We start from the raw sequence: 13,338 nt of genomic DNA, 5'->3' as shown, positions 1-13,338 counted from the left end.
CAACAGCTGTGCCGGGCGGCTCCGCCGAACGGGGGATCCCGGGAGTCGGCGCGCGAGCGTAACCACGCGGGCCGCGGCGCGTTGTTCCCCGTGACGGCCGTGGCGGGGAAGACCCCCGAGCCCCCACCACGGCCGCTGAACTCTCCGCTCCGCGGCTATCCGAGACCGGCGATCTCCAGTGCCCGGGAGCCCGCCCGCAGCGAGGCGAGGCGCTCCTCCAGGGTGAACCCGGCGGGCGCCAGCGTGAGGGTGGTGACGCCGGCCGCCGCGTAGGCCTTCATGCGGTCGGCGATCCGCTCCACCGAGCCCAGCAGGGTGGTCTGGTCGATCAACTGGTGCGGGACGGCGGCCGCCGCGCCCTGCTTGTCGCCGGCCAGGTACTTGTCCTGGATCTCGGCCGCCGCCTCCTCGTAGCCCATGCGCCGGGCGAGCTGGTTGTAGAAGTTCTGCTTGCGGCTGCCCATGCCGCCGACGTACAGCGCGGTGTAGGGGCGGAAGGTGTCGGCGAGCCGCTCGACGTCCTTGTCCTCGCCGAGCGCGAGCGGCAGCGTGGGGCAGACGTCGAAGCCGTCGAGGGTCTTGCCGGCCTTCTCGCGGCCGGCCCGCAGATAGGTGATCGCGGTGTCCTCGAGGTGGTCGGCGGACGGGAAGATCAACAGCGCCCCGTCGGCGATCTCACCGGTCTGCTCGAGGTTCTTCGGGCCGATCGCGGCGATGTACAGCGGGATGTGCTCGCGCTCCGGGTGCACGGTCAGCTTGATCGGCTTGCCCGGTCCGCCGGGCAGCGGCAGCGTCCAGTGCTCGCCCTCGTACGACAGCCGCTCGCGCGTCATGGCCTTGCGGACGATCTCGACGTACTCGCGCGTGCGGGACAGCGGCTTGTCGAACTTGACGCCGTACCAGCCCTCGGAGACCTGCGGGCCGGAGACGCCGAGGCCCAGCCGGAAGCGGCCGCCTGACAGGGAGTCGAGGGTGGCGGCGGTCATCGCGGTCATCGCGGGCTGACGTGCCGGGATCTGGAAGATGGCCGAGCCGACGTCGATCCGCTCGGTCTGCGCGGCGACCCAGGTGAGCACGGTGGCCGCGTCCGATCCGTAGGCCTCGGCCGCCCAGCAGACGGCGTACCCGAGGCGGTCGGCCTCCTGGGCCACGGCGAGGTTGTCGCCGTCCATTCCGGCACCCCAGTAGCCGAGGTTGATCCCGAGCTGCATGGCCGATCCCCTTACTCATCAGTAACGACGCTGTTCCGCAGACCTTAGCGCGGCGGTGGACGGCCGGGGCCGCCGGAGCGCGGCGAGGGCCGCCGCCTGCGGGGAACCCGGCCGCCCGGCCCGGAGATCCGGTTGTCCACACGCAACCCACTGCCCAGTTCTGGCCAGTAATCTCGGCGTCCATGGAGCAGAGGCATCTCGGCCGCACCGGCCTGCGCGTGTCCCGTATCGGGCTCGGCACCCTGACCTGGGGCCGCGACACCGACGAGCACGACGCCGCGGACGTCATGAAGACGTTCTGGGAGGCGGGCGGGACCCTCGTCGACACAGCCGACGTGTACGGGGACGGGGACGCCGAGTACCTGCTCGGGCGGCTCACGGAGGGGCTGGTGCCGCGCCGGGACCTGATCATCTCGACCAAGGCGGGCAGCGTGCCCGACCCGGACCGCCGCTTCGACGGTTCGCGCGGTCACCTCCTCGCCGCCCTCGACGCCTCGCTGGCCCGGCTCGGCACGGACTACGTCGACCTGTGGCAGGTGCACGCCTTCGACCCGGACACCCCGCTGGAGGAGACACTGCAGGCGCTCGACATCGCCGTCGCCAGCGGTCGCGCCCGGTACGCCGGCGTCTCCAACTTCTGCGGCTGGCAGCTCGCCAAGGCAGCCACCTGGCAGCTCTCCGCGCCGGGCACGCGGACACGGCTCGCGGCGACGCAGATGGAGTACTCCTTGCTGCAGCGCGGCATCGAGCGCGAGGTGCTGCCGGCCGCGCTGGACCTGGGCATCGGCCTGCTGCCCTCCTCCCCGCTGGGCCGCGGGGTGCTCACCGGCAAGTACCGGGGCGACGCCCTGCCGCCGGACTCCCGGGGCGCCTCGGACCACTTCGGGCTCTTCGTCGAGCCGTACCTCGACGACACCGCGAGCCGCATCGTGGACGCCGTGTCGACCGCCGCGGACGGGCTCGCGGTGACGCCTGTGCAGGTCGCCCTCGCCTGGGTCCGCGACCGTCCCGGGGTGGCCGCCCCGATCGTCGGCGCGCGCAACGCGCAGCAGCTCACGGCGGCTTTGTCAGTGGAGGCGCTTAGTCTTCCTGACGAGATCTGCCGGGCGCTCGACGATGTGTCGGCGCCCGAGCACCGCTATCCCGATCACGACTGGAGCACCCTGTGAGCACGGAGCCGGAGCCCCGGGACACGACGGAGAACACCGGACCGGGGACACCGCGCAGCACCGGGGCCCCCGCGACACCGGACGCCACCGGCACGGCGGAACCGCCCACAGCCGCAGCCGCCGAGAAGGCGGCACGCGAGGAGCCGGAGGGCACCGAGGCCAGGCACACGAAGCCCGGAAGCACGGAGACCGCGACCCCGGACGCCGGGGACACGGAGGGTGAGGGCCGGGACGCCGGGGACGCCGAGGCCACGGGCGCGGAGGCTGGTGGCACAGAGGCCAGGGGGGCCGAGGCCACGGGCGCGGAGCCTGAGGGCCCGGACGCCGTCGGCGCGAAGGCTGACAGCCCAGAGGTCGGCAGCACGAAGGCCGAAGGCCCCGACGCCGGGGGCACCGAAGCCGAGAGTGCCGCGGCCGGGGGCGTGGAGGCTCGGGTGGCGGCGGTCGACGGGGGCGCGGGGGCGGACGGGGAGGGCACTGCTTCGGGGGACGCGGAGGCCGGTGACGGGGAAGCCGCCGGGCAGGTCTCCGAGGCTCAGGCCGAGCTGGCCGCGCAGAAGCTCGAGCGGGAGCGGATCGAACGGCGCAAGGCCGAGAAGGCCGCGCCCATCGCCGCCGGGGCCAAGCTCAGCGGGAAGGCCGCCGACCTGCTGGCCGCCGTACGCGCGGTGGAGGGCGGCGCGAAGCCCCCGGCCACCGTCTTCGACGACCCGGAAGCCGCCCCGCGGCGTGCCGCACCGGAGCCGGTGCGCCGCCCGCAGCAGGTAACCGCCGAGGCCGCCGGGCCTGCGGCGCCGGCCCCGGACGCCGTCGAGGGCGTGCAGCGCGCGCTGGCCGACGGCGGTGCGCCCGAGGCGCTCGCGCCGCAGACCGCCGCCGCGCTCGGCGAGGGCGCCGAGCACCTGCTGCGCGAGGACCCGTGGCACCTGCTGCGCGTCCCCGGTGTGCGTCCCGAGCAGGCCGACGGCTTCGCGCGGGCGCTGCTCGGCCCGGACTGCGCCCCCGACGACGAGCGGCGCGGCCGCGCGGTCACGGTGTGGCTGCTGGAGCAGGCCGCCCTGGCCGGTCACACCGCCCTGGACCTGCCGGCGCTCACCGCGGCCCTCGGCCGCCAGTCAGTGCCGGACGCGGAGACGGCCGTCCAGAACGCGCTCGCCGAGGGCGAGGCCCTCGCCTTCCAGGACGCCCTGGACGCGCCGGGCGCCGAGCGGTCGGCGCCGGGTCCGGCGCCGGGGGCGCACGCCGAAGACGGCGAGGCGGACGCGGCCGAAGAGGAGAGCCGGCCGGTTCGTGTCCTGGTCGGACTGGAGCGTTACGCGCTCGCGGAGGAGAGCCTCGCCGACGCGCTGGCCCGCGTGGTCAACTCGCCGGCGAAGGACTCCGCCGCGGCGTGGGAACCTGCGGCGGCCGCCGCGACCGGCAGCACGGCGGAGCTGATCCGCGCGGTCGCCGGAAACGGTCTGGTGCTGCACACCGGCGGCGAGGCCGCCCGCGCCGAACCGGCCGCCCTGCTCACCGCGGCCCGGACGCTGGGCCTGCGCGCGGTCGCCGCCTGCCACACACCCGACGGACGGGGCCGGCTCGCTGCCCTCCTCGGCGCGGAGGGCGGCGCGGGCGACGGAGCGGTCGTGACCGTCCGCGGTCTGCTCTCGGGCTCCGAGGGGCCCGGCCGGGACGCCGAGGGCGCCTTCGCACTCGACCTGCTGATCGTGCTCGACGCGCCGCAACTCGACGTCGAGAGCGCCGCGATGCTGGCGGAGTCGCTGCCGGACGGGGCCCGGCTGGTGCTGAGCGGGGATCCGGGTGTGCTCTGGTCCGCCGGCCCGGGGCGGGTCTTCGCCGACCTGCTCGCGGCGAGGGTGAGTCCGCAGATCGCCTCACGGACCCCCGATCCGGGTCCGATCGGCGAACTCGTCTCCGGCGTGGGCATCGGTGAGCTCACCCAGGTCGACGCGCCCGGCAAGGAGATCGTCATCGTGCCGGTGCGGGACGCCGGAGAGGCCGTGCACCGGACCGTGCAGCTGCTGGCCGAGTCGGTGCCGCGGGCCTTCGGGGTCGCGCCCGAGGAGGCCGTGGTGATCACTCCGGGCCACGGCGGCGCGGCCGGCACGCGCGCGCTCAACGCCGCCCTGAAAGAACGGCTCAATCCGGGCCCCGGCCGCTTCGGCGGGTTCGACCCCGGCGACCGGGTCGCCTACTCCCCCGTGCCGGGCCGTACGCTGCCGGGCCGGGTGGTGACGGCCGACGCCGAGGGACTCCACCTTTCCTGCGCCGACGGCGCGAGCGGCGCCGAGGGCGCCGTGGTCGTCCCGAGAGAGCGGGTGGAGCAGGCCGTGCGGCACGGGTGGGCGCTGACCGCGCACCAGGCCGTGGGCAGCCGCTGGCCCGCGGCGGTCGTGGTGCTGCCGGGGGATGCCGCGCAGGTCCTCTCCCGCCCCTGGGTGTACACGGCCTTCGGCCGGGCCGAGCGCCATCTCTCCGTGGTGCACGGCGTCGAGCAGGCCCTTCCACGGGCCGTCGCCGAGGTCCCGGCGAAGCCTCGTACCACCCGGCTGCCGGCGCTGCTGCGCACCCAGGTCCCGGCGGCCGCCGAGCAGGCCCCGGTCTGACGCGGACGACGGCGGCCGCCCAGGGTCCCCCCTGCGCGACCGCCGCCGTCGGTACGTCACGGAAGCAGTCTGCTGCCGGTCAGCGATCCGCGTCGAGGGGCTCCAGCTCTTCCTCCTCCAGCCCGTCCACGAGATCGTCGTCGTCGGCGTCGTCGTCGAGGTCGTCGAAGACCGAGCTGACGTCGAAGCGGCAGATCACGCTCCCCGGGTCGGGCTGGTCGAACGGCGTCTCCAGCCACTCCCCCGGGTCGGCCGGGTCGTCGGCGGCCAGCACCCACAGCGTCGAGTCGGCCTCCTCGAGGCCGAACTCCTTGTGCCGGGAGGCGATCTCGTCCGGTTCGAACTCGCCGAACAGGATGCCCAGCGCCCCGTGCACGGTGGCCGAGACCTCGGCGCCCGTTCCCTCGTCCTCCGCCGCCTCCACCCGCTGCGCCTGCGCCATCAGCCGCTGAGGCTCCGCGACGGCGTAGTCGCGGCGGATCAGCACGCTCAGGGCGTTCGGCTCCTCGGGGCCCGCGTACGGCGGCAGGGAGTCGTCCGCACCGGGGATCTCGAAGGGCGTGACCTCGTCGTAGCGGTCGTAGAGCAGTTCGTCGTAGACCTCGGCGGCCGCGGCCAGCTCGTTGAACGCCTTGTAGACGGCCTGGTCGTCCTCTCCCGTCCTGCGTTCGACCGCGGCCAGGTGGCGGTCGAGCGCGGTCTTGACCGCCTCGGCGGCGGCGCGTACCTCGGCAGCGGTGGGCTGCGCAGCATCAGACATAGTGCAGACGCTATCCGTACCGGGCCCCAGCCCGCACAATAGATGCGATGCCGGAATACGAATTTGTCGACGTGTACGTTCCGCGCGGGGTCTCCCGCAAGGAGGCGACACGGCTGCTGACCGACCATGCCGAGTACGGACACTGGGAGTTGGACCGCCTGAGCCTGCTGCGCGACGGCAGTCGCAGGGTGCGGTTGCGCCGGCGCATCATTCGACAGGTGCGGGCCACCTGGTGAGCTGAGACGACGAAACGGAGCGGGCCCCGCCTGGGCGGGGCCCGCTCCGTCGTGAACGCCGGGACGTCTCACGCCGAGGGGCGCGCCTTGCGGTAGAGCACCGCGCCGGCGAGCAGTGCGCCCGCGCCGACCGGCACCGCGAGGCCCATCGGCAGCTCGCTTCCGGTGTGCGCGAGCTGCGGCGCGTGGACGGCCGGCCCGTGCACGGAGGAGTCGCCGACCGGCGTCACGTGACCCGGGGTGGTGGGCGCCTCGGGCGCGGACGGGCTGGACTCGCCCGGCTTGCCGGGGCTGTGGTGTCCGGGCTTGCCCGGCGTCTCGTGGCCGCGGGACGGGGGCCGCTGCGGACCGCTGCCGTTGGCGCAGTCGTTGCCCATCGACGGGTTGAGGATGCCGACGACGTCCACGCTGTTGCCGCAGACGTTCACCGGCACGTCCACGGGCACCTGGACGTGGTTGCCCGAGCCGACGCCGGGCGATCCTCCGGTGTGGCCGCCCGCCTGGGCGCCCCCGGAGCCCCCGTGCGCGCCGGAGCCGCCGTGGTGACCGCCGCCGTGGCCGCCGCCGTGGTTGCCTCCGTGGTTGCCGGGCTGGCCGCCGCCGCGGCCCTGGTGGTCGCCGTAGCCGCGTGACATCCCGCCGCCGCCCTTGTTGGCGCACGAGTTGCCGAAGGTCGGGTTGAGCGCACCGATGACGTCCACGGTGTTGCCGCAGACGTTGACGGGCACGTTGACCGGCGCCTGCACCGAGTTGCCCGACAGGACGCCGGGTGAGTCGGTGGCGGCGCCGTACGCGCCGGAGTCGGCATGGGCGTAGCCGCCGGCGGCAGCGATCACCCCCGTCGCCGCCGCCACGGTCATGAGGCTTTTGCGGGTGGCCTGTCGCATTGCTGAATCCCTGCTTTCGATCTCGCCTGTGCCCCGAATCACCCCGAATCGCTCGCATCATTGCAGCTGTTCGATTTCATCGGGCTCTACGACTTCTCGGCTTTTCCTTCGGGAAAAAGACCGGTCGGCCCCGGAGCGCATGGCGTGCGCTCCGGGGCCGACGGTGTGGACGACCCCTCAGCGGGTCGACCTCACTTGTTGATGCAGGTGTTGCCGAAGGCGGGGTTCAGCAGCCCGATCACCGAGATCGTGTTGCCGCAGACGTTCACCGGGACGTGCACGGGAACCTGAACGACGTTGCCGGACAGGACGCCCGGGGAGTGCACCGCGGCACCCTGAGCGCCCGCGTCGGCGACGGCCATGCCCGCGCCCGCGAGAACCAGCCCACCAGTGGCAGCCGCAGCAGCGACGACCTTCTTGATCATTATTCCTCCTTGTAGGCAAAGCGACCCCATGCAGCGGGTCGTATCACCAGTAACGAGGCAGAATTAGTGGGGCTACGCGCTTATCGGCGCATTCACTCTTCCCAGTCGGTTCCGTACAGGCGGCCGATTTCCGTTCCCCGGCGAGATCTCGTGGCGCCCGGACGCTCAGGACGCGTCGATGAAGCGGTCGAGCACCCGCACGCCGAAGCGCAGGCCCTCCACCGGGACCCGCTCGTCCACGCCGTGGAACATGCCGGCGAAGTCGAGCTCCGGGGGCAGCTTGAGCGGGGCGAAGCCGAATCCGCGGATGCCGAGGTCGTCGAAGGACTTGGCGTCGGTGCCGCCGGAGAGCATGTAGGGGACGGCCTTGGCGGTCGGGTCCTCGGCGAGCAGCGCGGACTGCATGGCATCGACGAGCGCCCCGTCGAAGGACGTCTCCAGCGCCTTGTCGGAGTGCACGTCCTCGCGGCGCACGTTCGGACCGAGGATCCGGTCCAGGTCGGCGAGGAACTCCTCCTCGTGACCCGGCAGGAACCGCCCGTCGACGTGCGCGGTGGCCTCCCCCGGAATGACGTTGACCTTGTATCCGGCGCCCAGCTGGGTGGGGTTGGCGGTGTTGCTGAGCGTCGCGCCGATCAGCTTGGCGATGCCGCCGAGCCGGGCCAGCGTCGACTGCATGTCCTCGGGGTCCAGCGGGGTGCCCAGCGCGTCGCCGAGTTCGTCGAGGAAGGCCCGGGTCGTCTTGGTGACCCGTACCGGGAAGGTGTGCCGGCCGAGCCGGGCGACGGCCTCGGACAGCTCGGTGATGGCGTTGTCCCGGTGGATCATCGAGCCGTGACCCGCGGTGCCGGCCACGGTCAGCTTCATCCAGTGCATGCCCTTCTCGGCCGTCTGGATGAGGTAGAGCCGCCGCTCCTCGCTCACGGTGAACGAGAACCCGCCCACCTCGCTGATCGCCTCGGTGACGCCCTCGAACAGGTCGGGGTGGCGGTCGACGAGGTGCCGGGCGCCGTACGTGCCGCCGGCCTCCTCGTCGGCGAGGAACGCGAGCACGATGTCGCGGGGCGGCCGGCGGCCGGAGCGCAGCCGGTCACGGACGACCGCCAGCGTCATCGCGTCCATGTCCTTCATGTCGACCGCGCCCCGGCCCCACACGCACCCGTCCGCGACCTCGCCGGAGAAGGGGTGGTGGGTCCAGTCGGCGGCGTTGGCCGGGACGACGTCGAGGTGGCCGTGGATGAGCAGCGCGGGCCTGGAGGGGTCCTCGCCCTCGATCCGGGCCACGGTGGAGGCGCGGCCGGGGTGCGACTCGAAGATCCGGGGCTCGAGGCCCACCTCGGCCAGCTTCTCGGCGACCCATTCGGCCGCCTTGCGCTCGCCGGGACCGGAGTGGTCGCCGTAGTTGCTGGTGTCGATCCGGATCAGGTCGCGGCAGAGGTCCACGACCTCGTCCTCGCCGGTGACGCTCCTGGCATGGTCGTCCGTCGCGCTCACGCTGCTTCCTCCCGCTGTCACTGCTGGTGGGTCCTCCTCATCCTCCCTCGCCTGCGGGTCCGCGCCCAAGACCGGTCCCGGCCCGTCACGAGCCGTTCACGCGGGCACGGCCGCCGCCGTCCGCCGGCCGTGATCGGGCACCCCGGAAAGCCTGGTAATGTTTACGACGTCGCCGCGGGGGAAACCCCGCACGACAGACACCTTGTCCGGGTGGCGGAATGGCAGACGCGCTAGCTTGAGGTGCTAGTGCCCTTTATCGGGCGTGGGGGTTCAAGTCCCCCCTCGGACACCACAGCGCAGAGGGTGGTTCGGCCAGTGGCCGGGCCGCCCTTTTCGCGTTCCGCGCCCCCGTCGGCTTCCGTCCCGGCCGCTCCGCGAGCCCTTTCCCGCCGATGTGGGGCACATCTCGCCGCCGTGCAGGACGCACAGGTCAGAGGCCTGCGAACGATCATCCCCCGCGCCCCGGACAGCCTCCCCGAGTGGCCGCCGCAAGCCGAGGAGCCTAGCTTCGTACTAAAATTTCCGGCTTGTTACGGAGCTGGACCGGACAACCCCAGGCAGACCTGCGGGCCCGCCGGCGCCCCGGAGGCTTCCGGGCTCGAGACGCGAGGACCGATGGCAGCCATTCACGAGAGCAGTGCTCTCGGCCTGCTCGACGAAGAAATCCACGCTCGACTCGGTGACACCGCCCGCTTCTCCGGCGGTCCCGCCGCCTCTCCGCGCACCCTCGTCGACGTCTTCGACGCGTCCGTGCGGTCGTTCCCGGACGAGCTCGCCCTGGACGACGGCAGCACGCCGCTGACCTACCGCGCCCTCGCCGTCGAGGTGGACAGGGTCCGGCGCCGGCTTGCCGCCGCCGGGGTCGGACTCGGCGACCGGGTGGGCGTGCGCGTGCCGTCCGGCACCAACGACCTGTACGTGGCGATCCTGGCCGTCCTCGCCGTCGGCGCGGCCTACGTGCCGGTGGACGCCGAGGACCCCGACGAGCGGGCCGAGCTGGTCTTCGGCGAGGCGGACGTGCGGGCGGTGGTCGGCGCCGGGCACGAGATCACCGTCCACGGCACGTCCGGGGCCGCGGCGGCCCGCCCCGGCACCGGGCACGACGCCTGGATCATCTTCACCTCCGGCTCGACCGGGAAGCCCAAGGGCGTCGCCGTCAGTCACCGCAGCGCCGCCGCGTTCGTTGACGCCGAGGCCGCGCTGTTCCTCACCGAGGAGCCGATCGCACCCGGCGACCGGGTCATGGCCGGGCTGTCGGTGGCCTTCGACGCCTCCTGCGAGGAGATGTGGCTGGCCTGGCGGTACGGGGCCTGTCTGGTTCCGGTGCCGCGCTCGCAGGTCCGCAGCGGCGCCGACCTCGGACCCTGGCTGGTCGAGCAGGAGATCACGGTGGTCTCCACCGTGCCGACGCTGGCCGCGCTGTGGGAGCCCGAGACCCTCAACGACGTACGGCTGCTGATCTTCGGCGGCGAGGCCTGCCCCCCGGAGCTCGTGCAGCGGCTGGTGACGGAGGGCCGGGAGGTGTGGAACACCTACGGGCCGACCGAGGCGACCGTGGTGGCCTGCGCCTCGCTGATGTCCGGCGAGGAGCCGGTCCGCATCGGACTGCCGCTGCGGGGCTGGGAGCTGGCCGTCGTGGACGAGGCCGGCGAGCCGGTGCCGATGGGCGGCAGCGGACAGCTGGTGATCGGCGGGGTCGGGCTCGCCCGGTACCTCGACGCCGAGAAGGATGCGGAGAAGTACGCCCCGCTGACGTCGCTGGGCTGGGAGCGGGCGTACCGCAGCGGCGACCTGGTGCGCGCCGACGCCGACGGCCTCGTCTTCCTCGGCCGGGCCGACGAGCAGATCAAACTCGGCGGACGGCGCATCGAACTCGGCGAGGTCGACGCGGCGCTGCAGGCGCTGCCGGGCGTCGCGGGGGCGGCGGCCGCCGTGCGCAGCGCCCGCAGCGGCAACCAGCTCCTCGTCGGGTACATCGTCGTCCAGGAGGGCTGGGACCGGGCGGCGGCCGTGCGGCGGCTGCGCGCCGAGCTGCCCGCGGCCCTGGTGCCGCTGCTCGCGCCCGTGGACGACCTGCCGACCCGGACGTCCGGGAAGGTGGACCGCAACGCGCTGCCCTGGCCCCTGGAGGGACTGGAGACCGGCGGCAGGACCGAGGAGCTGTACGGCACCGAGGCCTGGCTCGCCGAGCAGTGGACGGAGGTTCTCGGGATTCCCGTCTCCGGGGCCCGCGACGACTTCTTCGCGATCGGCGGCAGCAGTCTGGCCGCCGCCCAGCTCACCACGCGGCTGCGCACCCGGTATCCGAGCGCGTCCGTCCTGGACGTCTACCAGCAGCCGACGCTGCGCAAGCTGGCCCGCTACCTGGAGGAGTCCGCGCAGGACGACCGTGCCGCCCGCGTCGTCGCACCGGTGCCCGTGCGCGCCAAGGTGATCCAGCTGCTGCTCCTCGTCCCGCTGTTCACGCTGCTGGGGCTGCGCTGGACGGTGCCGCTGGCTCTGGTGGGCAACCTGCTGCCGATGTACTCCTGGCTGCCGACCGCGCCCTGGTGGCTGGTCGTGAGCGGCGCTCTGCTGCTGTTCAGCCCGCCCGGGCGGCTCGCGATCGCGGCCGGCGGTGCGCGGCTGCTGCTGCGCGGGGTGCGGCCCGGGCGGTACGCGCGCGGTGGCGGCGTCCATCTGCGGCTGTGGACCGCGGAGCGGCTGGCCGAGTTCAGCGGGGCGACCTCGCTGACCGGGTCCTGGTTGGAGCGGTACGCACGGGCGCTGGGCGCCAAGGTGGGGCCGGACGTGGATCTGCACTCGCTGCCGCCGGTCACCGGCATGCTCAAGCTGGGCCGGGGCGCGGCCGTCGAGTCCGAGGTGGACCTGTCGGGCCACTGGCTGGACGGGGACCGGCTCGAGATCGGACCGGTCAAGGTGGGTGCGCACGCCGTCGTCGGCACGCGCAGCATGCTGTTCCCGGGCGCCCGGGTCGGCAAGCGGGCCGAGGTGGCGCCGGGCTCCGCGGTGACCGGTCAGGTCCCCACCGGTCAGCGTTGGGCGGGCGCGCCCGCGGCCAAGCTCGGCAAGGCCAAGCGCAACTGGCCCAAGGAGCGGCCGGCGCGGGGCACGTACTGGCGTTTCCTGTACGGCCTGACCGGATTCGCGCTGACCGCGCTGCCGGTGCTGGCCGGCGGGGCGGCGCTGCTGGTGGCGGCCCTGTTCGTGCAGCCCGGCGACGGTCTCGCCAGGGCGCTGCCGGGCGCCGCGCTCGCCCTGGTCCCGGCGACCCTGGCCTTCGGGCTGGCGTACGCGGTGCTGCTGCTGGCGGCCGTGCGGCTGCTGAGCCTGGGTCTGCGGGAGGGCACGCACCCCACGCACAGCCGGACGGGCTGGCAGGCCTGGACGGTCACGCAGCTCATGGACCGCTCGCGGGAGACCCTGTTCCCGCTGTACGCCGGGCTGGTCACGCCGGTGTGGCTGCGGCTGCTCGGGATGCGGATCGGCAAGGGCGCCGAGGTCTCCACCGTGCTCGCGCTGCCGAGTCTGACCACGGTCGGCGAGGGCGCGTTCCTCGCCGACGACACGCTGACCGCGCCGTACGAGCTCGGCGGCGGCTGGATGCGGATCGGGCGCGCGGAGATCGGGCGGCGGGCGTTCCTCGGCAATTCGGGGATGACCGCGCCGGGGCGGAGCGTGCCGGACGGCGGTCTGGTGGGCGTGCTGTCGGCGACGCCCAAGAAGGCGAAGAAGGGCAGCTCGTACCTGGGGCTGCCGCCGGTGAAGCTGCCGCGGAACACCACGGACAGTGACCAGAGCCGGACGTACGAGCCGTCGGCGCGGCTGCTGTGGGCGCGCGCGCTGGTGGAGCTGTGCCGGATCGTGCCGGTGTTCTGCTCGGCGGGGCTGGCCGTGCTGACGGTGGCGGCGCTGTGCGCGCTCGGCGCCTGGGCGCCGCTGCTGTCGGGTCTCGTGCTGCTCGGGGCGGGGGCCGCGGCGGCCCTCGTCTCGGTGGCCGCCAAGTGGCTGCTGGTCGGCCGGCACCGCAGCGGCGAGCATCCGCTGTGGAGCGGGTTCGTGTGGCGCAACGAGCTGGCGGACACGTTCGTCGAGGTGGTGGCCGTGCCGTGGCTGGCCGGGGCGGTGCCGGGGACGCCGGTGATGACGGCGTGGCTGCGCGGGCTCGGGGCGCGGATCGGCAAGGGCGCGTGGGTGGAGAGCTACTGGCTGCCGGAGTCGGACCTGGTCACGCTGGAGGACGGCGTGACGGTCAACCGCGGGTGCGTGCTGCAGACTCACCTCTTCCACGACCGGATCTTGCGGACGGATACTGTGGTCCTCCGTGAGGGCGCCACGCTGGGCCCTGGCGGGATCGTGCTGCCCGGCAGCACGATCGGGGCCCGGACGACCCTGGGTCCCGCGTCGCTCGTCATGGCCGCGGAGTCCGTCCCGGACGACACCCGCTGGCTCGGCAACCCGATCGAGGCATGGCGTCCCTGAGGACGGGCTACTCGGAACCGGAGCGCGGCGACGCACCGGCGGCGGGCGGTTCGAGCACAGGGCAG

Annotated in this window: 9 protein-coding genes and 1 tRNA gene; 5 read left to right on the top strand and 5 right to left on the bottom strand. The window is 73.8% G+C overall.

Annotated features, from left to right (window positions below):
* Window positions 1-155: 155 nt before the first annotated feature.
* A complete protein-coding gene (locus OHS82_RS33475; RefSeq protein ID WP_057579661.1) occupies window positions 156-1,211 on the bottom strand; it encodes an LLM class F420-dependent oxidoreductase in 1,056 nt (351 codons plus the stop codon).
* Between the two features lie 182 nt (window positions 1,212-1,393).
* On the opposite strand from OHS82_RS33475, the gene OHS82_RS33470 reads away from it, so the two are divergent.
* Together OHS82_RS33470 and OHS82_RS33465 are read left to right on the top strand one after the other, a co-directional pair.
* A complete protein-coding gene (locus OHS82_RS33470; protein WP_057579662.1) occupies window positions 1,394-2,380 on the top strand; it encodes an aldo/keto reductase in 987 nt (328 codons plus the stop codon).
* Window positions 2,377-4,989, top strand: coding sequence for a helix-hairpin-helix domain-containing protein (locus OHS82_RS33465; RefSeq protein ID WP_328435132.1), 2,613 nt, complete (start codon window positions 2,377-2,379; stop codon window positions 4,987-4,989). Before OHS82_RS33470 ends, OHS82_RS33465 begins: the two co-directional genes overlap by 4 nt.
* 79 nt (window positions 4,990-5,068) lie before the next feature.
* Here the strand turns inward: OHS82_RS33465 and OHS82_RS33460 are convergent, their stop codons facing one another.
* Complete coding sequence (locus OHS82_RS33460) at window positions 5,069-5,749, bottom strand: hypothetical protein (protein ID WP_057579666.1); 681 nt, start codon at window positions 5,747-5,749, stop codon at window positions 5,069-5,071.
* A gap of 47 nt (window positions 5,750-5,796) precedes the next feature.
* Between OHS82_RS33460 and OHS82_RS33455 the strand changes: the two genes are divergently transcribed.
* Entirely contained in the window at window positions 5,797-5,985 is a 189-nt protein-coding gene (locus OHS82_RS33455) for a DUF5703 family protein (protein ID WP_014671721.1), read from the top strand.
* A 68-nt stretch (window positions 5,986-6,053) separates the two neighbouring features.
* Here OHS82_RS33455 and OHS82_RS33450 read toward each other — a convergent pair whose 3' ends face one another.
* The 3 genes from OHS82_RS33450 to OHS82_RS33440 all read right to left on the bottom strand — a co-directional run bounded on the left by OHS82_RS33450 (window position 6,054) and on the right by OHS82_RS33440 (window position 8,791).
* Window positions 6,054-6,872 carry a chaplin gene (locus OHS82_RS33450; protein ID WP_328435130.1) on the bottom strand — a complete coding sequence of 273 codons (819 nt, stop codon included), beginning with the start codon at window positions 6,870-6,872 and terminating at the stop codon, window positions 6,054-6,056.
* A 191-nt stretch (window positions 6,873-7,063) separates the two neighbouring features.
* Window positions 7,064-7,297 (bottom strand): chaplin ChpH, encoded by a 234-nt coding sequence (gene chpH, locus OHS82_RS33445; protein WP_057579670.1) that lies wholly within the window; start codon window positions 7,295-7,297, stop codon window positions 7,064-7,066.
* 165 nt (window positions 7,298-7,462) lie between these two features.
* Window positions 7,463-8,791, bottom strand: coding sequence for a M20/M25/M40 family metallo-hydrolase (locus OHS82_RS33440; protein WP_328435129.1), 1,329 nt, complete (start codon window positions 8,789-8,791; stop codon window positions 7,463-7,465).
* A 204-nt stretch (window positions 8,792-8,995) separates the two neighbouring features.
* On the opposite strand from OHS82_RS33440, the gene OHS82_RS33435 reads away from it, so the two are divergent.
* Window positions 8,996-9,083: transfer RNA gene (locus OHS82_RS33435), tRNA-Leu, on the top strand.
* 323 nt (window positions 9,084-9,406) lie between these two features.
* The gene (locus tag OHS82_RS33430) at window positions 9,407-13,273 is read left to right on the top strand and encodes a Pls/PosA family non-ribosomal peptide synthetase (RefSeq protein WP_328435128.1); all 3,867 of its coding nucleotides are present in this window, start codon (window positions 9,407-9,409) and stop codon (window positions 13,271-13,273) included.
* Window positions 13,274-13,338 lie beyond the last annotated feature (65 nt).

Origin of the sequence: Streptomyces sp. NBC_00425, from assembly GCF_036030735.1 — a bacterium.
Classification (GTDB): Bacteria; Actinomycetota; Actinomycetes; order Streptomycetales; family Streptomycetaceae; genus Streptomyces.
Note: the sequence above shows the minus strand (reverse complement) of the source record. Positions and strands in the feature narration are given on the sequence as shown.